Consider the following 25,230-nt stretch of genomic DNA (forward strand, 5'->3'; position numbering starts at 1 on the left):
AAATGACGGTTCATTTCATCGGCGCCGGGCCAGGCGCTGCCGATCTCATCACAGTGCGTGGGCGTGATCTGATCGGCAAATGCCCGGTCTGCCTCTATGCCGGATCGATCGTCTCGCCTGAACTGCTGCAATATTGCCCACCGGGCGCGCGCATCATCGATACGGCGCCAATGTCGCTCGATGAGATCGAAGCGGAATATCTGCGCGCCGCAGCGGCCAGCGAAGATGTGGCGCGGCTGCATTCGGGCGATCTCTCGGTCTGGAGCGCGGTCGCCGAGCAGATCCGACGGCTGGAAAAGCATGGGCTCGACTACACGATGACGCCGGGCGTTCCCGCCTTCGCGGCAGCCGCCTCCGCACTCGGCCGCGAGCTGACGATCCCGGCGGTGGCGCAGAGCCTCGTGCTGACGCGTGTATCCGGCCGCGCCTCGCCGATGCCAAATGAGGAGACGCTAGCGAAATTCGGCGCGACTGGCGCGACGCTGGCGATTCATCTCGCCATTCACGCGCTGCCCCACGTCGTCGCGGAGCTGACGCCGCTTTATGGCGCAGCCTGCCCCGTGGCCGTCGTGGTGAAAGCCAGCTGGCCGGACGAGCGCATCCTGCGCGGCACGCTCGCCGATATCGAGGGGAAGGTGGCGGCCGAGCCAGTCGAACGCACAGCGATCATCTTCGTCGGTCGCTCACTTGCGGCTGAGGATTTCCGCGAGAGCTCGCTTTATGACCCTGCCTATCAGCGCCGTTTCCGCGGCCGCGAATAAGCTTGGCTCAGACCTGGGATGACAGGTAATCCATGCTGGCCTTCAGCGCGGAAGCGGGATCCTTCAGCGCATGGACTTCGGCTGCGAAAGGCTCGAAGGAGAATGGGCCTTTGTAGCTTGCCTGCAGCAGCGCGCGGATCTGGGCAGCATTGCCGAGCCGGTCGTCGGCAGCCACGAGTACGCGATGCGGGTCACGCATGTCGGAGACGGAAACGGCGGGATCGCTGGCACCGGAAATATGCACGAGCCCCGTCAGATGCGGGAACATCAGCGCCTCACCGGCAAGATGGTGGTGGAACGTGTCATGCACCAGCCGGAAGGTCGGCTGCGCGCCCAATGTCTCGATCACATCGGCCGCTTCCGCCTTGGAGCGCAACGAGCAGATCTCGAAGCCGAGCGGCTCGACAAGGCCAACGATGCCGGCGGCATCGAGCATCGGCCGAAGAGCTTCGAGCGACTGGCGCAGATTGGCCTGACGTTCACCATCGGCGCGGCCCGTGCCATCATTCTTCGGAACGAGAACCAAAGCCTGCGAGCCAACGGCCTTGGCATAGTCGATCAGCTCGCGGGCTTCCCTCTCGCGGGTGGCGTTCCATTCGTTGAAGCGCTGCAGCGCATTGATAGAGATGATGCCGACGCCGTGGCGGGCCGCGGCCTGCCTGATCACCTCCGGCCGCGTACCATCGAGGATGGCATTGCCGGCGAGGTCGTTGCGGATCTCCACGGCGTCAATGCCGAGCGAAACGGCAAGCGCGAAGAAATCTTCGATCGAAAGCGCGGGCGCCGCCATGTGGTTCAGCGCGAAACGAATGGATGCCATGCGAAGTCTCCTCCTCGATTCCCCGCTTTTGGACGAGGACATTTTGAATGGTCGAGGAATGTCTACTGCAATTTGGCCAATCGTCCATCGGCGACGAGATTGAAAGCCTATCATTGCTGATAGAATTTCAGTTGATATGATGGGATTCCATCATTTCTAGATATTTTCAGGCAGGAAGACCTCGAAGGGCAGGAAAGACTGGCCGGGAACGGCTATCTCGCCGTTCTCCAGTGCGCCCGTCATCAGGGAGACCACCTCCTTGCAGAGCGCCGGCAGCGGCGTGCCGATCGCCATGGTGACGATACCGTCGGCAAGACCCGCCTTGCTGTCTGATGTCAGTTCGTTGACGATGAGCACAATGCCGCCGCCGATTCCTTCCTCGCGAAATGCCGAGATCGCCCCCTCCATGCCGCCGCCGCAGACATAGAGGCCGACGAGATCGGGATGTTTCTGCAAAAGCGTCAGCGTCGCCTCATGGGTGATCTCAGGCGTTTCCAGATTGATCAGCGTTTCGACCACCTCGAAGTCGGGGGCCTCTTCGCGGAAATAGGAGCGGAAGCCCATCTCGCGCAGCTCATGACCGTGGAATCGATGACTACCGACGAAACAGGCGACCTTCCCGGGTCGGCGCGATGTCTTTGCGATCATCCAGGCGGCGGTACGGCCGACCTTGCGGTTGTTGACCCCAACATAGGCATCGCGCACACCGGTCGCGAGATCCGAAAGCAGCGAGAAAACCGGAATGCCGCGCTCCTTCAACTCCTCGACTGCTGCCGTTACCGCCGGATAATCCGGCCCGACGAGGGCAACGGCCTGGTTTCTCGTGCCAAGCAGCCTGATCTTCTCGACGATTGCCGCTGGCGTTGCGGTCGCCGGATATTCCACCTGTGTCTGGATACGCGCGGTCGTGACGTTGCGGGCAGCCGTTTCGATCTCGCGGGCGAAGGCCTGGTAGAATGGCTGCGTCGGCTTCTGCAGCAGGAAGGCCAGACGATATTGCGGCAGATCCTCGAAGACGCGTTGGCGGATCAATCCCACCGCATGATAGCCGATCGATTGGGCCGCATCATAGACGCGTCGAGCCGTTTCCTCGCGCACCCGATGGCGGCCGTTCAGCACACGATCGACGGTCGCGACACTGACACCGGAGGCCTGGGCGAGATCGGAAATGGTCGGACGGCGCATAGTCTTTCCTGATAGTTTTCAATCACAGATGAAAGCCAATCTTGATGGCTTCTGATAGAATATATCAAGCCTGCATTGAGCGCATTCGGAAGTCAACTTATTCTCCTGGCATGGAGCTTGGCAGGGAGGAAGGCATGGCTGGCGAGGCAAGAAGGCGCGATTACAGCCTTTTGGGCGAGAGCGGACGCACGGCGGTCGAAACCGGACTGGCGGCTGCCGAATGGTACCACACCGACATCCCTCGCAAGGAGATGAAGGCGCTGATGCAGCGTTCGGACGCGCCGGCTATCCGCGATACGGCGCTGTGGTTCGGCGCAATGGCGGTTTTCGCCGGATTCGGAATCTATTTCTGGGGCTCCTGGATCGTCCTACCTTTCTTCATGGCTTACGGCGTGCTCTACGGCTCGGCCTCCGACAGCCGCTGGCATGAATGCGGCCACGGCACGGCCTTCAAGACGCGCTGGATGAACGATGCCGTCTACCAGATCGCCTGCTTCATGATCATGCGCAATCCGGTGACCTGGCGGTGGAGCCATACGCGCCACCATACCGACACCGTCATCGTCGGCCGTGATCCGGAAATCGCCGTCATGCGACCGCCGGACCTGCTGCGGCTGATCCTGAACTTTTTCGGCATCCACGACGTCTGGCACGCGATGGTCGACATGCTGCGCAATGCAGCCGGTATTATCAGCGCCGAGGAGAAGACCTTCATTCCGGAAATGGAGCAGCCGAAGGCGATCCGCATCGCCCGCATTTGGCTTGCGATCTACGTCGTCACAATAGCGCTCGCCATCTACACGGGCTCGATCCTGCCGCTGATGCTGATCGGCCTGCCGCGCCTCTACGGCGCCTGGCATCACGTTCTGACCGGCCTTTTGCAGCATGGAGGGCTTGCCGACAACGTCATCGACCACCGGCTGAACAGCCGCACCGTCTACATGAACCCGATCAGCCGCTTCATCTACTGGAATATGAACTATCACGTCGAGCATCACATGTTTCCGATGGTGCCGTACCACGCGCTGCCGAAGCTACATGCGATGATCAAACACGACCTGCCGGCGGCCAACCAGTCGATCTGGTCCGGCTACAAGGAGATGATTCCGGCCTTCCTGCGTCAGCTTCGCAACGAGGACTATTTCCTGAAGCGGGAACTGCCGCCGACAGCGCGCCCCTATCGCGAGGAATTCCACGCCGAACTTGCGGCCGCAGCCCAATAAACAGTTCAAGAACAGGATCAAGGGAGGAAACGAGATGAGCGGAAACTGGATCGAGGTTTGCGGTAAGGACGAGATCGACGAGGAGGACGTCATCCGTTTCGATCATGGCGGCCGCACGTTCGCGGTCTATCGCAGCCCGGATGATGAATTCTTTGCCACCGACGGGCTCTGCACCCATGAGCAGATCCATCTCGCCGACGGGCTTGTCATGGACGATATCATCGAGTGTCCCAAGCACAATGGCCGCTTCAACTACAGGACTGGCGAAGCCAAGGGGGCGCCGGTCTGCGTCAATCTGAAGACCTATCCCGTCAAGGTCAAAGACGGCGCCATCTTCATTGCGATCTGAGGTGCGCCATGGCCCATTTCGTCATCATAGGGGCGGGAGAATGCGGTGCACGCGCCGCCTTCGCGCTCCGGGAAAAGGGGTTTGACGGCAAGATCACGCTCGTCGGCTCGGAACCGCACCCGCCCTATGAGCGACCGCCGCTTTCCAAGGCCGGTTTGTCGGGCAGCGTCGATCCAAAATTCATCGCGACGCACGAAACCTATGCCGCGGGCAACATCCGGCTGCTGACCGACGTAACGGCAACGGGTCTCGATGCCGAGGCCCACACCGTCACCCTGTCGGATGGCGGTCATCTTGCTTATGATCGGCTGCTACTTGCGACGGGCGCCAGCGCCCGCAATTTCCCGAATGCTCCGGCAAACAGCAGCCATATCCGCTCGCTGCGCACCCATCATGATGCGATCACCTTGCGTGCAATACTGCAGCCAGGTAGGCGGCTTGCCGTCATCGGCGGCGGTTTCATCGGTCTGGAGGTTGCGGCTACCGCCCGCCAGCTCGGCGCGGATGTGGTTCTCATCGAAGGGCTGGAGCGGGTGCTGAAGCGGGGCGTTCCCGAAGATATCGCGCATCTGATCAGCGAACGCCATCGTGCCGAAGGCGTCGATCTGCGTTGCAGCGCTTCCATCGAGACGCTCTCGGAACGGGAAGGCAAGGCCGTTATCCGACTTTCGTCCGGCGAGACGATCGAGGCGGATCTCGCGCTGATCGGCATCGGCGCGCGGCCGAATATCGAACTCGCGGAAGCTGCAGGGCTTGAGATCGACAACGGGATTGCCGTCGATGACCGGCTGCGTACGTCGGCGCTTGATATCTTTGCCGCCGGTGACTGCTGCTCCTTTCCGCTTGATATCTATGGCGGTCGGCGGGTGCGGCTGGAATCCTGGCGCAACGCGCAGGAGCAGGGCACCCTTGCTGCCGCCAACATGCTTGGCGCCGACATGCCGATCTCCGCGGTGCCGTGGTTCTGGTCGGATCAATATGACATGACGCTGCAGATCGCGGGACTTGCCGATGGCGCGGTCACGCATCTGCGCCGCGATCTCGGCGAGGGCGCCTTCATTCTCTTCCATCTCAATGCCGAAGGCCGGCTCCTTGCCGCAAGCGGCATTGGGCCGGGCAATGCGGTAGCGCGCGACATCCGGCTGGCCGAAATGCTGATATCAGCACGCGCCTATCCCGATCCTGCCGCGCTCACCGCCAGCAACGTCAAGCTGAAGACGCTGCTCGCCGCCTGAGAATTCCCCATATCGGCCCAAAAGGACATTGCGATGAAGAAACATAATCGCGCGACGGTCGCAGATCTGCTTGCACTCAAGGGAAAGCGCCAGCTGACCATGCTGCGCATTACCTCGCTCGAGGAGGCAGAGGCCGCCGAAAAGGCCGGCATCGATATGGTCTCGGTGCCGCCTGCCCTGCTTGGTCCGGCTTTTCGCGAGGCAGCACCGTCGCCTTTTGCCATTCCCGGCCTTGAATATGGCGACCATGTCTCCGCTGAAGACTACATGCGCGAGGCTTTCAAGGCATTGAAGACGGGCGGCGATGCCGTCTATTGCGCCGCGAGCCTGCAGACCATCCGCCGCATGCGCGACGAGGGCATTCCCGTCTGCGGCCATGTCGGCCTCATTCCATCGAAAGCCACCTGGACCGGCGGTTTCCGTGCCGTCGGCAAGACGGCGGCGAGCGCCTTCGAAGTCTGGCGCCAAACGAAGGCATTGGAAGAGGCAGGCGCTTTCGCAGCCGAGATCGAAGTGGTTCCCGGCGATGTCGCCGAGGCGATTTCCGACAACACGTCGATGCTGATGATATCGATGGGTGCAGGCCGTGGCTGCGATGCGCAATATCTCTTTGCCGACGACGTGCTCGGCTCCAACCGCGACCACACTCCGCGCCATGCGAAGATCTATCGTAACTTTGCGGCCGAATATGACCGGCTGCAGCGCGAACGCGTCGCCGCCTTCAGTGAACTCGCCGAAGATATCCGCTCCGGCGCCTATCCGGAAAAACGCCACCTCGTCGGCATCGACGAGGCCGAGTTGCGCAATTTCCTGCATCGGCTGGAAGGGGAACCGTGAGGCCCGCCTGGCCGGTTCTTCGGCGAGACGCACTCAGTGCAGAGGCGTTTCGCCGAGCCGTGCCTCCACATTCATTCGCTTATGCAGGATAGGAACGATTTCGGTCCGGCCATTTTCAATCGCGCGATAAAATAGGAATGTGAGTTCACATTGAGCTTAAATAGGCCCGGCTAAATATCGTCAATCGGCCGTCCTGTCCGGGCACCCGCACTCAAGTCTTCGCAAGCCTTTCGGATATCGTTGACATAGCGATCCGCCTGCTCTTCGCCCCAATTCTCAAAAGTATAATCCCAGATATTGTCGAGATCGGCGACGGCGGCCCTTGAAAGGATGTAGCCTTTCATCTTGCTCGCTTCCGACGCTTTCGGTCGAGGAATGTGTCGAAATCGAAATCCTCGGCACCGCCGCTATCGATGCCGATACCGATTGCATCGCGTAGCGCCTTCACCTTGGCCTCATGCTCCTCCAGAAGCCGCAGACCGGCCCTGATGACTTCGCTCGCCGAGCCATAGCGGCCTTCAATGATTTGTCGTTCGACGAAACCTGCAAAATGATCGCCCAACGCAATCGATGTATTTTTCGACATGAGAGCCTCCTGAATGTTACCAATATATACCAATTTTTGGTAACCCTACCCTCAATTCGGCGCCGCTTCTTTACCGGGGAGCAGGCGAGCCCTCATTGGCATTGATACGGCCCTATGTCAGAGAATAGATCCATCAGGAACAGATTCTCAGGCGCCGATGACGATAGGCTTTGCACATGCGGAACTGATTGCGGTTCTCGTCGCTGTGACGGGCGACGAGCCGCGCGTCATGACGATCCGCAATGGCGATGCGCTTCCATCAGGCCCTTTCGAAATGGGCCATCGCACGCTGCAGTCGGGCCTTCGCGAATGGATCCAGGAACAGACTGCCCATCCGGTCGGCTTTCTGGAGCAGCTCTACACCTTTGCCGACCGCGACCGGAATAATGATATCCAGGGCGGTCGCACCATCTCGATCAGCTATCTCGGCCTCGTCAACGAACAGTCGGGAGCCGGGCGGCCGGGCTGGCACGGCTGGTATGAATATTTCCCCTGGGAGGATCATCGCGACGGGCGTCCGGAAATTCTCGATGAACTCATCGCGCGGCTGCGGGGCTGGGCCGATGCCGAGCCTGCCAAGCGCGAATACAGGCATCGCCGCGCCGATTTCACCTTCGGGCTCGATGGCGCCAGATGGAATGAGGATTTGACGCTGCAGCGCTATGAGCTGCTCTACGAGGCAGGTCTTGTTGCCGAGGCCGGTTGCGGCAAGGACGACAATCTCGGCCGGCCGATGTTTGCCGATCACCGACGGATTCTGGCAACCGGCATCGCCAGGCTTCGCGCCAAGATCAAATATCGCCCGGTCGTTTTCGAGCTCATGCCCGAAAGCTTCACCCTGCTGCAATTGCAGCGCGCCGTCGAGGCTCTGGCCGGCCTGACGCTGCACAAGCAAAACTTCCGCCGCCTGATCGAACAGCAGGAACTGGTGGAGGAGACCGGCGAGGCAACAAGCGAAACCGGCGGCCGGCCGGCGAAGCTCTTCCGCTTCCGCCAGACCATTCTCGAAGAGCGCGCGCTCGCCGGAACGAAATTACCGCTCTCCCGCAATTGACATATGCTCATAGTGAGAATATCTCTTTGCTCAGGATATACTCAGATCGAGCATAATTGATGGAGCCGGCAATGAACCACCTCGTATCCGCGTCTTCCCTCTATGACCGCGTCAGCCGCGTCATTCCCAAAGCCGAATGGCTGACGTTTCAGGACGATGTCGAAGCGATCCTCGAGCTGAAGCGCAAACGCAATGCGGTCATCCTCGCGCACAACTATCAGACGCCGGAAATCTTCCATGGCGTCGCCGATATCGTCGGCGATAGCCTGGCTTTGGCGCGCAAGGCGATCGAGGTCGATGCCGACGTGATCGTGCTGGCCGGCGTGCATTTCATGGCCGAGACGGCAAAGCTCCTGAACCCGGAAAAGACGGTGCTGATCCCTGATCTCGGCGCCGGCTGTTCGCTCGCCGAATCCATCACGCCCGAGGATGTCGCGTTGCTGCGCCAGGCCCATCCGGGCGTGCCTGTCATCACCTATGTCAACACCTCGGCTGCCGTCAAAGCTGCCTCGGATATCTGCTGCACCTCAGGCAATGCCAGGAAGGCGGTCGAATCTCTCGGCGTGCCGCGCGTGCTGATGATTCCGGACGAATATCTCGCGCGCAATGTCGCCAAGGAAACCGATGTGGAGATCATCGCCTGGCACGGACATTGCGAGGTGCATGAACTCTTTACCGCCGATGATGTGCGGCAGTTGCGCGAAAACCATCCGGGCGTGACGGTGCTTGCCCATCCCGAATGCCCGCCCGACGTCGTCGCCGAGGCGGATTTCGCCGGCTCCACCGCCGTCATGTCCGATTATGTCGGGCAGAAGAAGCCGGCCCGCGTCGTGCTGCTCACCGAATGCTCGATGAGCGACAATGTCGCCGTGCATCACCCTGATGTCGAATTCATCCGCCCCTGCAATCTCTGCCCGCATATGAAGCGCATCACGCTTTCCAACATTCGCACGGCGCTCGAGGAAAACCGCCACGAAGTGACCGTCGACCCCTCGATCGCCGCAGCGGCTCGGCGGGCTGTCGAGAGGATGCTTGCGATATGAGCGCCATATTGGAGCAATTTGCCGGCCGCACTGTCATCGTCGGCAGCGGTCTTGCGGGATTGATGGCGGCGTTGACCCTGGCGCCCGAACCCGTTGTCATCGTCACCCGCGCCGGCCTAGGTGCAGAGACGTCGAGCGCATGGGCGCAGGGCGGCATCGCCGCCGCTTTGGGCGCCGATGACAGCGCCGAACTGCATCTTGCAGACACACTTGCTGCCGGCGATGGGCTTTGCGATCCGGCGATCGCTGCCGGCATCGTCACCGAGGCGCCGGCCGCCATTGCCGCGCTCGAACGTGCCGGTGTCCAGTTCGACCGGACAGCTGACGGTACTCTGTCGCTGGGCCTGGAAGCGGCCCATAGCCGCCATCGCATCGTGCATGCGCAAGGTGATGGATCGGGTGCGGAGATTATACGTGCGCTCGTTTCTGCCGTTGTCGCGACGCCCTCCGTCACTGTGCTCGAAGGACTGGAAGCCCGTCGCATCCTGACGGACGAAGCGGGTGTCACCGGCCTTGCCTGCGCCGGTAATCACGGTGCGGTCATCCTGCCGACGCGGCGGATCGTGCTTGCAACCGGCGGCATCGGCGGGCTCTATGAAGCGACCACCAATCCGACCGGCAATTTCGGGCAAGGGATCATGCTTGCGGCCCGCGCCGGAGCCGAGCTCGCCGATTTGGAATTCGTGCAGTTTCACCCGACCGCGCTCGACTCCCGCCGCCGGCCCCTGGCGCTCGTCAGCGAGGCGGTGCGTGGTGAAGGCGCCGTTCTCGTCAATGAGAGCGGTGATCGTTTCATGGCTAGCGTGGCAGGCGCAGAACTTGCCCCGCGCGATGTGGTGGCGCGCGCCATAAGCGCCGAACTGGCGCGTGGCGGCAGGGTCTTCCTGGACGCCCGAGAGGCACTTGGCGATCGTTTTGCCGCTCGCTTCCCCGTCATCGATGCGCTCTGCCGGGAAGCGGGCATCGATGCCAGCCGCCAGCTCATCCCAGTGCGCCCCGCCGTCCACTATCATATGGGCGGGGTCGCAACCGATGCGCATGGCCGCAGCTCCGTTGCCGGGCTATGGGTTGCCGGCGAAGCAGCCTCCACCGGCCTGCATGGCGCAAACCGGCTTGCCAGCAATTCGCTCCTGGAGGCAGCCGTCATGGGCGTGCGCGCCGCGCGCGATATTCTTTCGCGACCGACTGCAAAACCGCCGACGCCTGGGGCAAACTTTACGCTGCCGGTGGCGGCCGATCCTTCGTCCATCCGGCCGATCGTCTCGCGTCATCTGGGTGTGTTGCGCAATGCAGGCGCCATCCATGGCGCCGTGGCAAGCCTGCTGCCGCTCGCAGAAGGCAACAGTCCTGCTTCCGATCCCGCCATCGTGGCGCTGCTGATTGCAGTTTTCGCAAGCCTGCGAGCGGAATCGCGCGGCGCCCATGCCCGCACTGATTTCCCGTTGAAACGGGCCGAAGCCGCCCGACGGAAAATGACGCTGGCCGAGGCGCTGGAGATCGCCCGCGTCACCGCTTCCCATCCCCTTGCAAGGAGTGCCTGAGATGAGCCTCGCTTCCCTTCCGCGCGTCATTGTCGAACCGCTCGTGCGCGCGGCCCTTGCCGAGGATCTTGGCCTTGCCGGCGATATCACCTCCGCCGCCGTCATCCCAGGGGAACATCGATCGACGGTCGTCATGGCCGCCCGCCAGCCGGGTGTGGTGGCCGGTCTCGATGCGGCCGAGCTTGCCTTTCAGCTCGTCGATCCCGCTATCACCTTGAAACGGCATCTGCCCGATGGTGCCGCTGTTCAGCCGGGCGCTGTCATCGCCACCATTGAAGGCCCCTCACGCGGGTTGCTGACGGCTGAGCGCACCGCGCTGAATTTCCTCGGCCATCTCTCGGGCATCGCCACGGTGACCTCAGGCATCGTCGAGGCGATCCGCAACACCAAAGCTTCCGTCGTCTGCACCCGCAAGACAACGCCTGGCCTCCGGGCGCTCGAAAAATACGCCGTGCGCGCCGGCGGCGGCATGAACCACCGCTTCGCGCTCAACGACGCCGTACTGATCAAGGATAATCACGTCGCCATTGCCGGCGGCGTGGCGGAAGCGATCCGCCGCGCAAAGGCCGGCGTCGGCCATATGGTCAAGATCGAGGTCGAGGTCGACACGCTCGACCAGCTGCACGAGGCGATGGGCGAGGGGGTCGATGCCGTCCTCCTCGACAACATGACGCCCGACCAGCTGCGCGAGGCCGTCGGTATCGTCGCCGGGCGCGCGATCACCGAGGCTTCGGGCCGCGTGACGCCGGCAACGGCCCCTGCCATTGCCGCCTCGGGCGTCGACCTGATCTCCGTCGGCTGGCTGACGCATAGCGCCCCGGTGCTCGATATCGGCCTCGACTTCGTCGAAGCCGCAGAGGGCGCGGCAACACCTTTGCGCCGGCTTGCTCAGGCCTTCTGACCAAGCCGGCCGGCAAAGGTTCAAGCCGGCTGGTGCTGGGGTTGAGGCTCCATGTCCGAGTTGAATTCCAGAAGCTCGATCATGACGCCAAGATCCTTCACGGTGTCGTAATAGGCGTAGCGTCCGTGGCTGCCGTCGAATTCGCCCCGCTGCAGCAGGCGGTGCCCCTTGTCTTCGAGGTAGCGATTGCGGTTGGTCAGGTTCTTCGTCTTGAAGGCGATGTGGTGGCAGCCGGGGCCTTTCTCTTCCAGAAGGTCGCGCCAGGCACTCTTTTCCGGACCCGGCTGCAGGAATTCCACATCGATATTGCCGAACTTGAACATGATGATGCGGCAGCCAACCTCGGCAGGCTTGCCATTATAGATTGCCTTGGCCTCCTCGGGATCGGCAGCCTTGCCCTCGGGGGGAACGGGCTTGCCCGTCAGGTCGGAAAACCAGCGGGCTGATTTTTCCACATCGTCGGTGACAAAGCAGATCTGCATCACGGCGTCTTCATCAAGCAAACGCTTGTCCATCAAACTCTCCATTTTGGGCAACGGGAGGACGGCCCGCCAATCTGAAACGGACCGCCCTCCGGGAGGAAGGGCTTTCAACCAAGGATGGTTTGGTAATTTTCCTTGATCTTGGATATCGCGTCTTCGACGCTCATGTTGGGATCGCTCCAGAAATTGAACACGACGTCCCAGATCGAATTTTCCCAGTCGGCATCGCTGATCGCATGCGGGTTCTGCACCTGATGCTTCGGATCGGCGACGATCTTCAGCACCTCCTTCGAGCAGGCATCGAGGCTATCCTGCGGCGCGTCGAGGCGCACAGGCGTGGAGCCCTTCGCCTTGGCAAATTCAGCCTGCACGCTGGGATCGACGACGATGGAGGCAAAGTCGAGTTCGGCCTTGTCCTTGTCCGCTGGCTGGCCGCCGAGCAGACCCCAGCTGTCGACGGTCGCAACCACGGCCTTGGCGCCAGGGATCTGGATGCAGCCGAAATCCTTTCCGGCCGTCTTGCCGGCTGCCAGCCACTCGCCCTTCATCCAGTCGCCATGGATCTGCATCAGCGCCTTGCCGGTGATGACGAGATTGGTCGTCAGGTTCCATTCGCGGTTGGCCGAACCACTATCGGCTGCCTGCTGGAACTTGCGCAGATATTCGAAGATCTGCTTGAATTCCGGCGTGTCGAAAACGGCCGGATCGGGCTTCTCGCCATAGATCCTGTTGAAGAATTCCGGTCCGCCGATCGTCGCCGCCAGTGCGTGGGTGAGGTAGCCAACCTGCCACTGCTGGCCGCCGACGGCGAGCGGAATGATGCCGGCGGCTTTGATCTTGTCGAAGTCGGCAAACATCTGATCGAGCGACGTCCAGGCGGCCGGGTCGACGCCGACTTTCTTGGCGACGTCCATATTGTAATAGACCATGCCGTCAATGTGCAGCGCGGTCGGCACTTTCATGACTTGGTCATCGACGACCATCGAATGGGCAACCGCGTCAGGATATTTGTTAGGATAGCCATGGTCCTTGAAGAAATCGGTGAGCGGCCTTCCGAAACCCTGTTTCGTGAGATCCCGATAGACGCCGGGATTGGATTCCATGAAGAGGTTCGGCGGATTGCCGCCGGCAACGAGGTTCATCAGGTTGACGTTTGAGCCGGTGTCGTGCGGGATGGCGATATCGGTCCATGTGTGGCCCTTAGCCTCGAGATTCTTCTTCAGGACATTCAGCGCCGCCACTTCCGGAGGCGCGGACCAGGTATGGTAGATTACTAGTTCCGTCGCGTGCGCGGCCACGGGAGCGGCGCCTGCAAGCAATGCGGCTGTGATGCCGGCAATAATCCTGTTCATCATTTCCATTCCTCCCATCGGTTCTTCATTCACATCCGCTGCCCGGTCTGGGCATTAAAGACATTCGCCTTGCCGCGCGGAAATTCGGCCCGCACGGTCTGGCCGGACGCAAAACCGGCGGCGCGATCCGGATCGACGCGCAGTGCCAGAAGCTGTTCTCCGAAACCGAGATAGGCCGTCGCATCCGAGCCGGTGCGTTCGGCCTGACGCAAAGGCAGTTCGAAACGTGCCGCCGCATTGGCAATCGGCTGTTCGGCGACGACGAAATGTTCGGGCCGCAAGCCGACGATGACTTCTGCACCGCTTTCCGGCCTCTTCGAAAAGGCATAATCGCCGAGATCGATGGCATCGCCGGTGTCGAATGCGGCCCTGATGCTGCTGCCGTTCACCGTCAGCCGTGCCTTGCGTAGGTTCATGGCCGGTGCGCCGATAAAGCCTGCGACGAAGAGATTGGCCGGCCGGCCGTAGATTTCGTCGGGCGTGCCGAACTGCTGGATGACGCCGCCATCCATGACGGCGATCCGGGTTGCCATCGTCATCGCTTCGATCTGGTCGTGGGTCACATAGACGACGGTCGGCTTCAGCGTGTCGTGCAGCTTCTTGATCTCGAGGCGCATTTCGGTACGCAGCTTGGCATCGAGGTTCGACAATGGCTCGTCGAAGAGGATGACGCCCGCCTGCTTGACCAGCGCACGGCCGATCGCAACGCGCTGGCGCTGGCCGCCGGAAAGCTGGCCGGGTTTGCGCTTGAGCAGCGGCTCGATCTGCAGCAGTTTGGCGGCGACAGTGATGCGGCGCTCGATCTCGGCCCGGTCGAGCTTGCTTGCGGCGAGCCCGAATTTCAGATTCCCGTAGACGGTCTTGGTCGGATAGAGCGCATAGGATTGAAAGACCATGGCAAGCCCGCGGTCGCGCGGATCGAGGTCGGTCACGTCGCGTTCGCCGATCATGATGCGGCCGTCACTGACTTCCAGAAGCCCGGCAAGCAGGTTCAGCAGCGTGGTCTTGCCGCAGCCGGACGGCCCGAGCAGCACGAGGAAATCGCCGTCATCGACCGAAAGATTGAGGTCGTTCAGGATCGTCACGGCGCCGAAGGACTTGACGATGTGTTCGAAGGAGACGCGCGGCATGGCTCAACCCTTGATCGCGCCGGCTGTAATTCCCTGAACGAAGAATTTGCCGACGAGGAAATAGATGACGAGGGGCGGAATGGCGGTCAGAAGTGCAGCCGCCATATTGTCGTTATAGGCAACGACGCCGGTCGAGACGGTGATGAGATTGGCGAGTATGACCGTCATCGGCTGCGTGCCGAGACCGCCGAAGGTGACACCGATCAGATAGTCGTTCCAGATCGAGGTGATCTGCAGGATCAGAACGACGATCAGGATATTGCCGGACATCGGCAGGATGATCTCGAAGAAGATCCGCCAGAAGGAGCCGGAATCGATGATCGCCGCCCGCATGATCTCTTGGGGAATATCCTTGTAATAATTGCGGAAGATCAGCGTCAGCACCGGCATGGCAAGGACCGCATGGACGGCCGCGATCCCCCAGAGCGTGCCATAGATGCCGATCGTCGCGGTAATCCGGATCAACGGATACATGATCACCTGGAAAGGCACGAAGGCGCAGATGAATAGCAGGAACAGGAAGGCGTTGGCCCAGCGCACGTTCCAGAGCGCCAGCGCATAACCGGTCACGATCGACAGCGCGATGGAGAGGGCAAGCGAGGGAAAGAGGATCAGCACCGAATTCCAGAAGCCGACCTTCAGTCCGTTGCAGTTGATGCCCGAGCAGGCCTTGTTCCAGGCGTGATCCCAGGCCTCCAGCGTCCAGACCTGCGGCAGCGAGAAGATTGCGCCTTCGCGGATCTGGTCCATGGTCTTGAAGGAAGTGACGACGACGACATAAAGCGGCACGCAGAAAAACAGCGCGCAGATCGTCAGAAACATGAGAATGGCGATTGAACGTCCGGGGATGCGCTTCTTCTTGCGCGGAAAGAAGGGGCCGGCAGGCTGCGGCGAGGCATTGACGGCGTCTTCGAGCGCGGCCGCCTGGGTGAGCATATTCATCGTCCGCCTCCGTTCGCCCGGCGCTGCTGCCAGGCGGTGATCAGCACTAGCGGCAGGAAGATCGCCGCGGTGATGACGAGCATGGTGATGGCCGCTGCCGAGGCGTAGCCGATATTGCTTTTGGCCGAGAGCGCGTTGATGGTGAAATAGGCCGGCACCCAGGTGGAATTGCCTGGCCCCCCATTGGTCATGGCGACAACAACGTCATACGCCTTGATGACGCCGAGCGAGAGCAGGATGGCGCAGGTGATGAAGGTGAATTTCATCATCGGAATGATGATTTCGAGGTAGAGCCGCCAGAAGCTGACACCATCGAGACGCGCCGCACTCCAGATCTCGGTATTGATGGATTTCAGGCCCGACAGCATCAGAGCCATGTAGAAACCGGAGCTCTGCCAGATCGTGGCAAGGATGATGGCGTACATCGCCGTATCCGGACTTGCCAGCCAGTTGAAGCTGACCGAAGTGAAGCCCAGCCCATGCAGGAAGTTCTCGAGCCCGAGCTGCGGATTGAAGATCCACCGCCAGGCAGCGCCGGTGACGATCAGCGACACTGCCAGAGGATAGAGGAACACGGTGCGAAAGAAGCTCTCGCCGCGCCATTCGCGGTCGATCATCGCCGCCAGAACGAAGCCGAAGACGATGGCGAGCGCGCTGCCGAGACCGAGGATGACGAGGTTCTGCAGCGAAATCGTCCAGCCGGCGTCGTTGAAGAGCCGCTCGTACTGCCGGGTCCATTCGCTCCAGTCGATCTCATATTCCGGAAGACGCCGGCTTCGCGTCAGCGACAACCAGCCGGTCCAGCCTATGGCACCGACAAATGCGACAAGGGTGACGGCAACAGCCGGCGCGAGAGCCAGCTGGGGCGCCATTCGGCTCCAGCGTAACTGCATCACTTCCTCCCGAGACCGACGCTCCCACACCGGCCACCACCCGAAATCGGGCTTGTATTATCGTTAAACTATGATCAAAATTTACGTGAGGTCAACAGGCGTTTTCGCTGGACACAGCCCCAAGCTGTTGCAAAGCTCTGGAAATACCTGGTGGAATGAGGCGAAAGGGAGGAAATAGACTTGGAAAAACAGGATGTTATTCCGCGTATGGGATTTGGGACGTTCGGACGCAACGGCAAGGAGGGCATCGATGCGATCCTATGCGCGCTGGAGACCGGCTACCGGCATCTCGATACGGCGCAAACCTATGACACCGAATTCGAAGTCGGCGAGGCACTTCGCCGCTCCGGTCTGAAACGCGACGAGGTCTTTCTGACGACGAAGATCTCGACCGATAATTTCGGCCCTGGCGCGCTCGTTCCTTCACTGGAAAAAAGCCTGGAAGCGCTGAGGATCGACCAGGTGGACCTGACGCTGATCCATTGGCCGGCGCCTTACGGGCGCATTCCGCTGGAGGTCTATATGACCCAGATCGCCGAGGCGCAGGCCCGCGGCCTGACCAGGCTGATCGGCGTGTCGAACTTCACGATTGCCCTTCTGGAACAGACGGAAGCACTGCTTGGCAAAGGCAAGATCGCCAACAACCAGTTCGAGCTGAACCCGATCCTGCAGAACAAGAAACTCGCAAACTATTGCCAGGAAAAGGAAATTCTCGTCACATGCTATCTGCCGATTGCCCGCGGTATGCTTTCCGACGAGCCGGTGCTGCGCTCGATCGGTGAAAAACACGGCGAGACGCCGGAGCAGGTGGCAATCGCCTTCGAGCTTGCCAAGGGCTATTGCACCATCCCGACATCGGGCCGGCCGGAGCGCATCCGCTCGAACTTCAAGGCAAGTTCGATCACGCTTTCGCCTGACGAGATTGCTGCAATCGAAACCATCGACCGCGATCACCGGGTCGTCGATCCCGACTGGGGGCCGAAGTGGGACTGAGCCAATGCGGGCAGTTGACAATCGGCCGCATTCAGATCAATTGTGATCGTGTATTATCGTTAAACTAAATCCGGGTTACCGGTATGGAATAATTGAACGGCGGTTCCCTCGGAGCCGACGAGAGGAGGAAGCATGCTTGGAATTACCGGCTACGGCCATGTCGCGATCAAAGTGAGGGATCTCGACGCATCGCTCGAGTTCTACCGTGAACGGCTTGGCTTTCCGGAAATGCTGCGCCTGAAGAACGACGACGGCTCCACATGGCTCGTATATCTGCGTATCACCGATGACCATTATCTCGAAATCTTCCCCGGGGCCGAAAATGACCGGGCGCCGGGCTGGAATGCCAATGGCGTCAACCACATGTGCTTCACCATTGACGATCTCGATGCGACAGCCGAGCGCATCAAGGCAGCCGGCATCAAGCTGACAGCCGAGATCAAGCAGGGCCTTGACGGCAACCGCCAGGCCTGGATCGAGGATCCCGATGGCAACCGCATCGAACTCATGGAAATGCATCCGGACTGCCTGCAATATCAGGGCATCAAGCGGCTGCATGCCGAGGGAAAATGATGAGGCCGGGCAGCCGTCTTCTACGACGCGGCTGCCCTTTCGCTTTCCGCAGCCCGGCGTTATGGAAACGAAGATAAGCACTACGGAATATAGCACTGACGACCATGAGCAGATCGAGCGTTCGCCTCAAAGACATTGCCGACAAGACCGGATTTTCGGTCAATACAGTGTCGCTGGCACTGCGCGACAGCCCGCGTATTCCCGACGAGACGCGCCAACTCATCCGCCGGACGGCCGATGCACTGAACTACCTGCCGAACCATATCGCCAAGTCGCTCGTCAGCCGCGAGACGAAGACGATCGGACTCATCCTCACCGACATCACCAACCCGACGCTGACGCGCACGGCGCAGGCGATCGAGCTGGCGCTGGCCGAGCGCGGCTACGGCACGCTTTTTGCCACCTCCAATAATGATCCCGAGGAGGAAATCAAGGCGCTCGAAATGTTCCGCTCGCGCCAGGTGGATGGCATGCTCATCTACCCGCGCAGCCACCGGCGCCTCGACCACATCCGGAAAATCCGGCAATCGAACTATCCGATCGTGCTTCTGGTCGGCGATCCCGATGCCGGTATCGACGCCGTCTGTGTCGATGAACGGCGCGGCGCCTACAAGGCGACACGCCATCTGATCGATACCGGGCACAAGCGCATCGGCATCATCGACAGCGCCAATCCGCTCGGCAATGTCGAAAAGAGCGATGGTTATAGGCAGGCCCTTGCCGATGCCGGCATCGCTTTCGATCCCAAACTGGCCGCCGACCCGCATGGCCATTCGGTGATCAAGGGCTATTGGGCGATGGACGCACTGATGAACGTACCGAACCGGCCGACGGGGGTTTTCACCGCCAATGATTCGCTTGCCATCGGCGCGCTTCGCTGGTGCCAGAAGAATGACGTGCAGGTGCCGAAGGATGTCGCCATCATCGGCTTCGACAATATCGAATTTGCCGAACATGCGGCAACGCCCATCTCCAGCGTCAACTATGCCGTCGACATGGTGACCGAGCTTGCCGTCGAGCGGCTCATGAAGCTGGTCGCGGCCAAGGACGGGCTGCCGGAGCCGCGCATCACACAGATCGAACCGGATCTGGTGATCCGGGAAAGCACCATCGGCCGCAGCTAGAACCGGCAAGCCGGGCTCAGTGGCCAGGCAAAAAGGGAGGAAGAATGGCCTATCCGATTTCCTATCAGCTCTATTCGTCGCGCAATTTTCCGCCCCTCCTTGCCCAGTTCCCGGAACTGAAGGCCTTCGGTTATGATGCGATCGAACCCTGGCTTCCGGCCTATGAGGCCGATGCCAAGGCCTTTCGCAAGGCGCTCGACGATGCGGGGCTCAAATGCCATTGCTTCCACATGCCGCTGAAGGGGCTGATCGAAGAGCCGCAGCGTTTCGTTGACATCGCGCTGACCATGGGTGCGACGGTAATGATCCCGCCTTATGTAACGCCGGAAGAGCGCGGCACGAGGGATGATGACTGGAAGGACCTTGGGAAGAAGCTCGCCGAAGGCGCCGATCGTGTCGCATCCGACGGGCTCAAGGTCGCCTGGCACAACCACGATTTCGAGTTCTGGCCGCTGGCGAGTGGTTTGCGTCCCATTGACCTGATTTTCGAGGGTGCGGGTGCCGACGTCTGGTTCGAGATCGATTGTGGCTGGATCACCCGGGCCGGGGCCGATCCGGCGGCCGAACTTCAAAAATTCGAAGATCGCATCATCGCCATTCAGATGAAGGACATGGCCCCTGAGGGCACGAAGGAAGATGATGGCTGGGCGGCGACCGGCGACGGCATCATCGGCTGGGCAAAGCTCGTACCACTCTTCCGGATGACGAAGGCCGAACACATCGTCACCGAACACGATAACCCGTCCGACTGGCGGCGTTTCGCCAAACGCTCGATCGAGCATATCAAGGCGCTCGGGCTCTGATTGTACCCCTTACCCCCTCGTCTAAATCGCCTCGTAATTTACGGCCGTAACGCGCATGATAGTTGTCTTTCAGCCCGTAAGCTGCGGCTGCGCCCGGTCCGTATTACGGGATGATGTTCCGGAATAAGGCGGCGTCTCGCGCCTACATGCAGTATTTGTAAATTATACTGGTAGCAAATACCGCCCAAGACCGTAAATAATCGATGAAAATCTCAATCCAGACAGGTAAAAGTGCTTCCCGTTGCATGCTAATCGATCTAACATTGTGCAACCAGTCGGTTCGTCCCAAGCGTTCCGGCTTTTGAAGGTGAGAACCGTGATGGACGGGTCAACCGGGGAAGTAAAAGCGAACAGACTATGTCTGCTCGGCAGGCCGCGATTATTGGCCGCCGGGACCGAACTCCCCTTGCCCGAAAAATCCTATTTCCTGCTGGCGTTGCTGGCGCTATCCCAGGAACCGCTGGTCGACCGCGAAACCATCCGGTGCCAGCTCTGGCAATCCGAACTTCCTGAAAAACGTGCCGGCAGCCTGCGTCAGCTCCTGTCTCGCATAGAACAGAGCATTCCCGAGGGCTTGCCGCCCTTGCTCATTGCCACGCGCACCCATCTCGGCCTCGCACCCGGCTGGGAGATCGACCTCAAGATCCTCAAGCGGAAGGAGATGCTGAGGCGAGAAGAAAGCGACATCCTGCTTGGCGAACTGCTCGAAAGCGTCAAGTCTCCCACACAGGGTGCGGAAGACTGGCTGACCTTCGAGCGCCAGCGGATCGACGAATTGCGCTCGGCCCATCTTGTCCGCCTGCTGGAAAACGAAAACGAGCGCACGGACGAGGAACAGATCGGCTTTGCCAAGCGCCTGATCGAGCTCGATCCCGCCAATGAAATCGCCTGCCGGGCGCTGATGCGCGCCCTTGCCCGCATGAACGACCTGCCGGCAGCGCGTCAGGCCTATCTGAAGTGCCGCACGCAACTCAGGGACGATTTCGACGTCGAGCCGGACGAGGCGACGACGGCGCTTGCCCGCGAGCTCGGCATATTGGCGGCCGCACAGCCGGCGACAGACCGTCCCCGTCCCACCTCCGATCTTTTGATCGATCCGGCGGGCCAGCCACGCATCGTCATCCTGCCGCCCGAAAGCATCTTCACCGATCCTCTGATGGACCGGGTCGGCCGCGCACTGCTCGAAGACGTCACGATCGGCCTCAGCCAGCAGCGCGGCTTCAAGGTGATCGCCGCCCATACGAGCCTGGAAATGCTGAGCCGCGCGCTCGATCCGACACGCCAAACAGTCGGCCCAATCGACCTTTCGTTCGACTATGCGGTCTATGTGACGATCCAGGGCCGGGACGAGGATGTCTATGCCACCTGCCGGCTGACGCGCACAGCCACGTCCGAAGTACTGTGGGCGGTCGAAATTCCCTTCGCGATGCAGAGAATCAGCGAAGCCTTCAGCCAGCTCACCCGACGCATCGTCATGACGCTTGCCGATACGATCGAACGCTACGAACTGGCAATGCCGCTCGGTGACGTGCCGGCTTCGGCCTATCGCCTCTATCTCGAAGGAAAGCGGCTGATTTCCCAGACCGACCTGCAGCATCTGCGCCAGGCGCGCAAATGGTTCAAATCGTCGCTCAGCCGTTATGAACATTTCTCGCCTGCCCATGCAGGCCTGTCGCGCGCGCTCGGCATGGAATGGCTGATCCGCGGCATGCACGACCGTGACCTGCTGGATGAAGCCTACGCCTCCGCAAGGATGGCACGGCAGACAGACCCGAACAGCGGCCGGGCCTATCGCGAGCTTGGCTTCGTGGCACTGTATCGTCGCCGCTTCGAGGAAAGCCTCGAAATGTTCGAGCAGGCGCGTGAGCTCAATCCCAACGATGCCGACATCCTTGCCGATTATGCCGACGCGCTGCTGCACAATGCCGAATTCGACAAGGCACTGGAATTGAGCAAGGCAGCCTTCAAGCTCAATCCGCTGCCGCCGGATTATTATTACTGGAACCTCGGGGGCATTCATTTCGACCGCGAAGAATATGAGGAAGCGATCGAGGCACTGGAGCCGGTGAAGACCAAGCAGGCCACGGCCCGGCTGCTCGCCGCCTCGCATGCCATGGCCGGCGACCTCAAGAAGGCGCAGAAATATGCGCAAGTCGTGCTCGAGAATTTTCCGGATTTCCGCAGCGAGGACATCCGACACTTTATCCCTGACCGCGAGCAGGTTCACACGAACAGGCTGATTCATGCTCTTCAGCTGGCTGGATTGCCCTGATAGCTCGCATTTTAACAATGCCTGTAACGCTTGAATGACGCAGGCAATGCTCTCTTCCAATGGTTAACGGCGGCCCAGCCGCCTACCTTCTGGAGAGAGATCATGAAGACCATTGAAACCAACGCCGCAATCCAGACCCCAACGCTCCGTTTCTCCGCTGCCGCCAAGGCTGCCATGAAGCAGGACGAACTCAGCGTTTCGCCGAACGGCCTTGAAAACCTGACGCACGCCCTGAAATTCCGGTAAGGAATAGCAGCTGATGTCAGCATTCACCGAACTTGCTTTGCTTGCCGAAGACCTTCAGCGGTCATCGGCAGGCGTCAACAGCTACCACGACCGGTCGATGACCCCGGCGCAGACCTTTGCGGCGATCAAACCGCACCTGCGCGATTTTGGGATTACCCGCGTCGGGCTGCTGACCGGGCTCGACGTGCTGAACATTCCGGTTGCCTTTGCTACCCGGCCGAACAGTCACACGCTGTCGGTCTTCCAGGGAAAGGGCATCGACAAGGAAGCGGCGATGACCTCGGCCGCCATGGAGGCGATCGAGACCCGAATTGCCGAGATTGCGCCTGCCGACCTGACGCTCGCCAGCCTTGAGGCCATGAGGGCTGAACGGGCGGCGATGATCGACCTCGACAGCGTGGCACGCTGCGCGCCCGACGAGATCGGCAATGGCCTTATCCCCTGGTGTTCCGGCTTCGACCTTCTTTCTAACAGTACGGCCTTCGTGCCCTGGTGGCTGGTCGGCCTCGACCATCGCGGCGAACGCCCGCCGGGCTTCGAACAATCGAGCGATGGCCTTGCATCGGGCAATACGCCGGCCGAAGCCGTCTTGCACGGGCTTTGCGAACTGGTTGAGCGCGATGCCTTTGCGCTCACCCAGCTCAAATCCCCAGAACAGCTCAAGCAGGCAAGGGTCGATCCACTCGCCTTCGGCGATGCCGTTATTGACATCATGGTCGATCGCATCCGCCAGGCCGGTATGCGCCTGCTGCTGATCGACATGACCACCGATATCGGTGTCCCGGCCTTTCTCGCCGTCATCATTCCCGGCAATCTCTCTGACCGCGTCGATGCCCGTTGGGCCCAGGTCTGCGGCGGTTGCGGCTGCCATCCCGATCCGGTGCGCGCAGCACTTCGCGCCATTACCGAGGCTGCCCAGAGCCGATTGACGGCGATTGCCGGCAGCAGAGACGATTTTTCGCCGAAGATCTACCAACGCATCGATCGCAGCGCCGGCATGCGCCAGGTCGTCGATCTCTGCAACAACGATGCGGCGCTGAAGCCATTTCCCATGCGACAGCATCGTCCAGCGACGATCCAGGATACGATCCGTCATATTTCCGGCCGGCTGAGGGCTGCCGGCATCGGACAGATCATCGCCGTCCCTCTGTCGCATCCCACCCTTCCGGTTTCCGTCATCCGCGTGATCGTGCCCGGCCTCGAGGTCGATATCAGCGGCCAATACATCCAGCTCGGCCTGCGCGCCGTCAATGTGATCCGGGAGGCCGCGGCATGAAGGTCCTGTTCGTCGGCCCGAGCCTTGCAAGCGGCATAACGGAGGCGCGCAAGCAGCATCCCAACATCGATTTCCGTGCGCCTGCCGCCTGCGGCGACATTCTGAAGGCCGTGCATGAAGGGGCAACCGCGATCGGCCTGATCGACGGTTATTTCGGCGATCTGCCCTCGGTCTGGCACAAGGAGATCCTCTTTGCGCTGGAACGGGGCGTTGCCGTTGCCGGCGGCTCCAGCATGGGTGCGCTGCGGGCCGCCGAATGTTCGGCCTTCGGCATGATCGGAATCGGCTCGATCTACCAGGACTACGAATCCGGCGAGCTGCTGGACGACGAGGCGGTGGCGTTGGTCCATGCGCCGCAGGAACTCGGCTGGCTGCCGCTTTCCGTTCCCTGGGTCGATTTCGAGCCGACGATCGAGGGGCTTCATGCCAGGGGCGAGATTACCGTCAGCGAGCGCAAGAAGCTGCTTTTGGCCGGACGCTTCCTGCACTTTTCCGAGCGGACCTACGCCAAGGTCGTCGAAGAGGCTCACTTCGCCCGCAAGCCTCGACGTGAGCAGATCCTGGCAGTGATCCGTGCCAATCGCGTCGAGCGCAAGCGCGCCGACGCGATCAAAGTGCTGGAATGGCTGGAAAAGGGAGAATTTGCGTCAGCAAAGCGTGACTGGAGCTTTGCCGCAACCTCGCATTTTGAACTGCTGCAGGCCGAAGTCACGCAGAAGAGCGGGCCTGTAACGCTCGAATAACGGTCAGGGTCGAATATAGCCGTCGTGGGGATTTGACGTTCACCGTCGAGGGCGGAAACAATGTTTGAGAATAGGGATGAAGGTGAAGGCAGAGAATACGCAAGACTCTTCCGGCTGCTGTCGGCAGCCAAGGACGAGGCTGAAAAACTTCAGCTGCGCAATCTCATGCACCTGACAAACATGGCGCTGCTGCAGGTCGTCATCGATTGGGACGGCATCGATCCGGACAGGGAACTCGATGCGAACCTCGAAAAACTGGTCGGCAGCAAAGCCAAGATCGCAATGAAGGACGCTGGCGAAAATCTGATCGTGATTGACCGCCATTAATCCCGCTGCGGGGTGCGACTGACCGCAATAGAATCAGGCCGACGTGCTATTCCGCAGCGTCGGCTTCCATCTGCTCGGTGCTGGCGATTGCCTGGACGAGCTTGAGGATTTTCTTGCGAACCTGCTCGTTCTTGATCGAGAAGAAGGCAGCATTGAGCTGGACGCCTTCACGCGAAATGACAAATTCTTCGCTCGGAGCGGGATTATCGTTTGCGTTGGCGGCCGGAGCCGTCAGATCGTCGAAGAAGGTTCTGACATCGACGTTGAGCGCGCCGGCAATTTCAACGAGCATGCTGGCGGAGACGCGGTTGGAGCCTTTTTCGTATTTCTGGATCTGCTGGAAGGTCACGCCAACACGATCGCCCAGTTCCGTCTGAGAAACCTTTCTCAGCAGTCGCTGTATGCGGATCGTCTTGCCGACGTGAACGTCAACGGAATGCGGTTCTTCTTTCATCTGATATTCCCTCCTGCGAAAACCGGGCCAACAACTTACATGGCCGGTAATAACAACTTTTAGCCGAGTTAGCTCAACCTAGCAA

28 protein-coding genes are annotated in these 25,230 nt (G+C 60.8%); 18 read left to right on the forward strand and 10 right to left on the reverse strand.

Translation table 11 applies throughout. The features are described from left to right. Positions 1-2 precede the first annotated feature (2 nt). The gene (gene cobM / locus FHX08_RS20785; protein WP_132656419.1) at positions 3-761 is read left to right on the forward strand and encodes a precorrin-4 C(11)-methyltransferase; all 759 of its coding nucleotides are present in this window, start codon (positions 3-5) and stop codon (positions 759-761) included. A 7-nt stretch (positions 762-768) separates the two neighbouring features. On the opposite strand, the gene FHX08_RS20790 is transcribed toward cobM, so the two are convergent. Next, the gene (locus FHX08_RS20790; RefSeq protein WP_132656421.1) at positions 769-1,581 is read right to left on the reverse strand and encodes a TIM barrel protein; all 813 of its coding nucleotides are present in this window, start codon (positions 1,579-1,581) and stop codon (positions 769-771) included. Positions 1,582-1,737: 156 nt separating this feature from the next. Further along, entirely contained in the window at positions 1,738-2,766 is a 1,029-nt protein-coding gene (locus FHX08_RS20795) for a LacI family DNA-binding transcriptional regulator (RefSeq protein ID WP_132656423.1), read from the reverse strand. A 134-nt stretch (positions 2,767-2,900) separates the two neighbouring features. Here FHX08_RS20795 and FHX08_RS20800 point away from each other — a divergent pair, with 134 nt between their 5' ends. From FHX08_RS20800 to FHX08_RS20815, 4 genes are read left to right on the forward strand one after another with little or no spacing between them, the layout of a single operon-like run. Continuing rightward, complete coding sequence (locus tag FHX08_RS20800) at positions 2,901-3,989, forward strand: fatty acid desaturase family protein (RefSeq protein WP_132656425.1); 1,089 nt, start codon at positions 2,901-2,903, stop codon at positions 3,987-3,989. Between the two features lie 34 nt (positions 3,990-4,023). Beyond that, positions 4,024-4,338: a MocE family 2Fe-2S type ferredoxin gene (locus FHX08_RS20805; protein ID WP_132656427.1), complete on the forward strand. Its 315-nt coding sequence runs from the start codon at positions 4,024-4,026 to the stop codon at positions 4,336-4,338. A gap of 8 nt (positions 4,339-4,346) precedes the next feature. Continuing rightward, positions 4,347-5,573 (forward strand): NAD(P)/FAD-dependent oxidoreductase, encoded by a 1,227-nt coding sequence (locus FHX08_RS20810; RefSeq protein ID WP_132656429.1) that lies wholly within the window; start codon positions 4,347-4,349, stop codon positions 5,571-5,573. 33 nt (positions 5,574-5,606) lie between these two features. Continuing rightward, on the forward strand, positions 5,607-6,410 hold the full coding sequence (locus FHX08_RS20815) for a 3-methyl-2-oxobutanoate hydroxymethyltransferase (protein WP_132656431.1): 804 nt from the start codon (positions 5,607-5,609) through the stop codon (positions 6,408-6,410). A gap of 170 nt (positions 6,411-6,580) precedes the next feature. On the opposite strand, the gene FHX08_RS20820 is transcribed toward FHX08_RS20815, so the two are convergent. Both FHX08_RS20820 and FHX08_RS20825 read right to left on the reverse strand, forming a co-directional pair. Beyond that, positions 6,581-6,754 (reverse strand): type II toxin-antitoxin system RelE/ParE family toxin, encoded by a 174-nt coding sequence (locus tag FHX08_RS20820; protein WP_132656433.1) that lies wholly within the window; start codon positions 6,752-6,754, stop codon positions 6,581-6,583. Beyond that, a complete protein-coding gene (locus FHX08_RS20825) occupies positions 6,751-6,996 on the reverse strand; it encodes a type II toxin-antitoxin system ParD family antitoxin (protein WP_132656435.1) in 246 nt (81 codons plus the stop codon). Before FHX08_RS20825 ends, FHX08_RS20820 begins: the two co-directional genes overlap by 4 nt. A gap of 157 nt (positions 6,997-7,153) precedes the next feature. On the opposite strand from FHX08_RS20825, the gene FHX08_RS20830 reads away from it, so the two are divergent. The 4 genes from FHX08_RS20830 to nadC all read left to right on the forward strand — a co-directional run bounded on the left by FHX08_RS20830 (position 7,154) and on the right by nadC (position 11,535). Next, entirely contained in the window at positions 7,154-8,050 is an 897-nt protein-coding gene (locus FHX08_RS20830) for an NrtR DNA-binding winged helix domain-containing protein (RefSeq protein WP_132656437.1), read from the forward strand. A gap of 71 nt (positions 8,051-8,121) precedes the next feature. Continuing rightward, positions 8,122-9,093 (forward strand): quinolinate synthase NadA, encoded by a 972-nt coding sequence (gene nadA / locus FHX08_RS20835; protein WP_132656439.1) that lies wholly within the window; start codon positions 8,122-8,124, stop codon positions 9,091-9,093. Continuing rightward, positions 9,090-10,634 (forward strand): L-aspartate oxidase, encoded by a 1,545-nt coding sequence (locus tag FHX08_RS20840; protein ID WP_132656441.1) that lies wholly within the window; start codon positions 9,090-9,092, stop codon positions 10,632-10,634. Before nadA ends, FHX08_RS20840 begins: the two co-directional genes overlap by 4 nt. Before the next feature lies 1 nt (position 10,635). Next, a complete protein-coding gene (nadC, locus tag FHX08_RS20845; protein WP_132656443.1) occupies positions 10,636-11,535 on the forward strand; it encodes a carboxylating nicotinate-nucleotide diphosphorylase in 900 nt (299 codons plus the stop codon). 20 nt (positions 11,536-11,555) lie between these two features. Here nadC and FHX08_RS20850 read toward each other — a convergent pair whose 3' ends face one another. The 5 genes from FHX08_RS20850 to FHX08_RS20870 form a co-directional block, all read right to left on the reverse strand. After that, positions 11,556-12,050, reverse strand: a complete 495-nt coding sequence (locus tag FHX08_RS20850) for a VOC family protein (protein WP_132656445.1) — start codon at positions 12,048-12,050, stop codon at positions 11,556-11,558. A gap of 74 nt (positions 12,051-12,124) precedes the next feature. Further along, the gene (locus tag FHX08_RS20855) at positions 12,125-13,372 is read right to left on the reverse strand and encodes an ABC transporter substrate-binding protein (protein WP_132656447.1); all 1,248 of its coding nucleotides are present in this window, start codon (positions 13,370-13,372) and stop codon (positions 12,125-12,127) included. A gap of 26 nt (positions 13,373-13,398) precedes the next feature. Continuing rightward, positions 13,399-14,499: an ABC transporter ATP-binding protein gene (locus tag FHX08_RS20860; RefSeq protein WP_132656449.1), complete on the reverse strand. Its 1,101-nt coding sequence runs from the start codon at positions 14,497-14,499 to the stop codon at positions 13,399-13,401. A gap of 3 nt (positions 14,500-14,502) precedes the next feature. Next, positions 14,503-15,441, reverse strand: a complete 939-nt coding sequence (locus FHX08_RS20865) for a carbohydrate ABC transporter permease (protein WP_132656451.1) — start codon at positions 15,439-15,441, stop codon at positions 14,503-14,505. After that, on the reverse strand, positions 15,438-16,334 hold the full coding sequence (locus tag FHX08_RS20870) for a carbohydrate ABC transporter permease (RefSeq protein ID WP_132656453.1): 897 nt from the start codon (positions 16,332-16,334) through the stop codon (positions 15,438-15,440). The genes FHX08_RS20865 and FHX08_RS20870 overlap by 4 nt, the downstream gene beginning before the upstream one ends. A gap of 180 nt (positions 16,335-16,514) precedes the next feature. Between FHX08_RS20870 and FHX08_RS20875 the strand changes: the two genes are divergently transcribed. The 9 genes from FHX08_RS20875 to FHX08_RS20915 all read left to right on the forward strand — a co-directional run bounded on the left by FHX08_RS20875 (position 16,515) and on the right by FHX08_RS20915 (position 24,691). Next, entirely contained in the window at positions 16,515-17,327 is an 813-nt protein-coding gene (locus tag FHX08_RS20875) for an aldo/keto reductase (protein ID WP_132656455.1), read from the forward strand. A 132-nt stretch (positions 17,328-17,459) separates the two neighbouring features. Then, complete coding sequence (locus FHX08_RS20880) at positions 17,460-17,900, forward strand: VOC family protein (RefSeq protein WP_132656457.1); 441 nt, start codon at positions 17,460-17,462, stop codon at positions 17,898-17,900. Positions 17,901-18,004: 104 nt separating this feature from the next. Then, the gene (locus tag FHX08_RS20885; protein ID WP_132656459.1) at positions 18,005-19,024 is read left to right on the forward strand and encodes a LacI family DNA-binding transcriptional regulator; all 1,020 of its coding nucleotides are present in this window, start codon (positions 18,005-18,007) and stop codon (positions 19,022-19,024) included. 44 nt (positions 19,025-19,068) lie between these two features. Beyond that, complete coding sequence (locus FHX08_RS20890; RefSeq protein ID WP_132656461.1) at positions 19,069-19,827, forward strand: sugar phosphate isomerase/epimerase family protein; 759 nt, start codon at positions 19,069-19,071, stop codon at positions 19,825-19,827. A 319-nt stretch (positions 19,828-20,146) separates the two neighbouring features. After that, the gene (locus FHX08_RS20895; RefSeq protein WP_132656835.1) at positions 20,147-22,099 is read left to right on the forward strand and encodes a BTAD domain-containing putative transcriptional regulator; all 1,953 of its coding nucleotides are present in this window, start codon (positions 20,147-20,149) and stop codon (positions 22,097-22,099) included. Between the two features lie 102 nt (positions 22,100-22,201). Further along, complete coding sequence (locus tag FHX08_RS20900) at positions 22,202-22,345, forward strand: hypothetical protein (protein WP_165911944.1); 144 nt, start codon at positions 22,202-22,204, stop codon at positions 22,343-22,345. Between the two features lie 13 nt (positions 22,346-22,358). Next, positions 22,359-23,621 (forward strand): YcaO-like family protein, encoded by a 1,263-nt coding sequence (locus FHX08_RS20905; protein WP_132656463.1) that lies wholly within the window; start codon positions 22,359-22,361, stop codon positions 23,619-23,621. After that, on the forward strand, positions 23,618-24,364 hold the full coding sequence (locus FHX08_RS20910) for a TfuA-like protein (RefSeq protein ID WP_132656465.1): 747 nt from the start codon (positions 23,618-23,620) through the stop codon (positions 24,362-24,364). The genes FHX08_RS20905 and FHX08_RS20910 overlap by 4 nt, the downstream gene beginning before the upstream one ends. 60 nt (positions 24,365-24,424) lie before the next feature. Continuing rightward, complete coding sequence (locus tag FHX08_RS20915) at positions 24,425-24,691, forward strand: hypothetical protein (protein WP_132656467.1); 267 nt, start codon at positions 24,425-24,427, stop codon at positions 24,689-24,691. Positions 24,692-24,737: 46 nt separating this feature from the next. Here the strand turns inward: FHX08_RS20915 and FHX08_RS20920 are convergent, their stop codons facing one another. Then, positions 24,738-25,145, reverse strand: a complete 408-nt coding sequence (locus FHX08_RS20920) for a helix-turn-helix domain-containing protein (protein WP_132656469.1) — start codon at positions 25,143-25,145, stop codon at positions 24,738-24,740. Between the last annotated feature and the right edge of the window lie 85 nt (positions 25,146-25,230).

The sequence above is a fragment of the Rhizobium sp. BK529 genome (genome assembly GCF_014194105.1).
Lineage (GTDB): Bacteria > Pseudomonadota > Alphaproteobacteria > Rhizobiales > Rhizobiaceae > Rhizobium.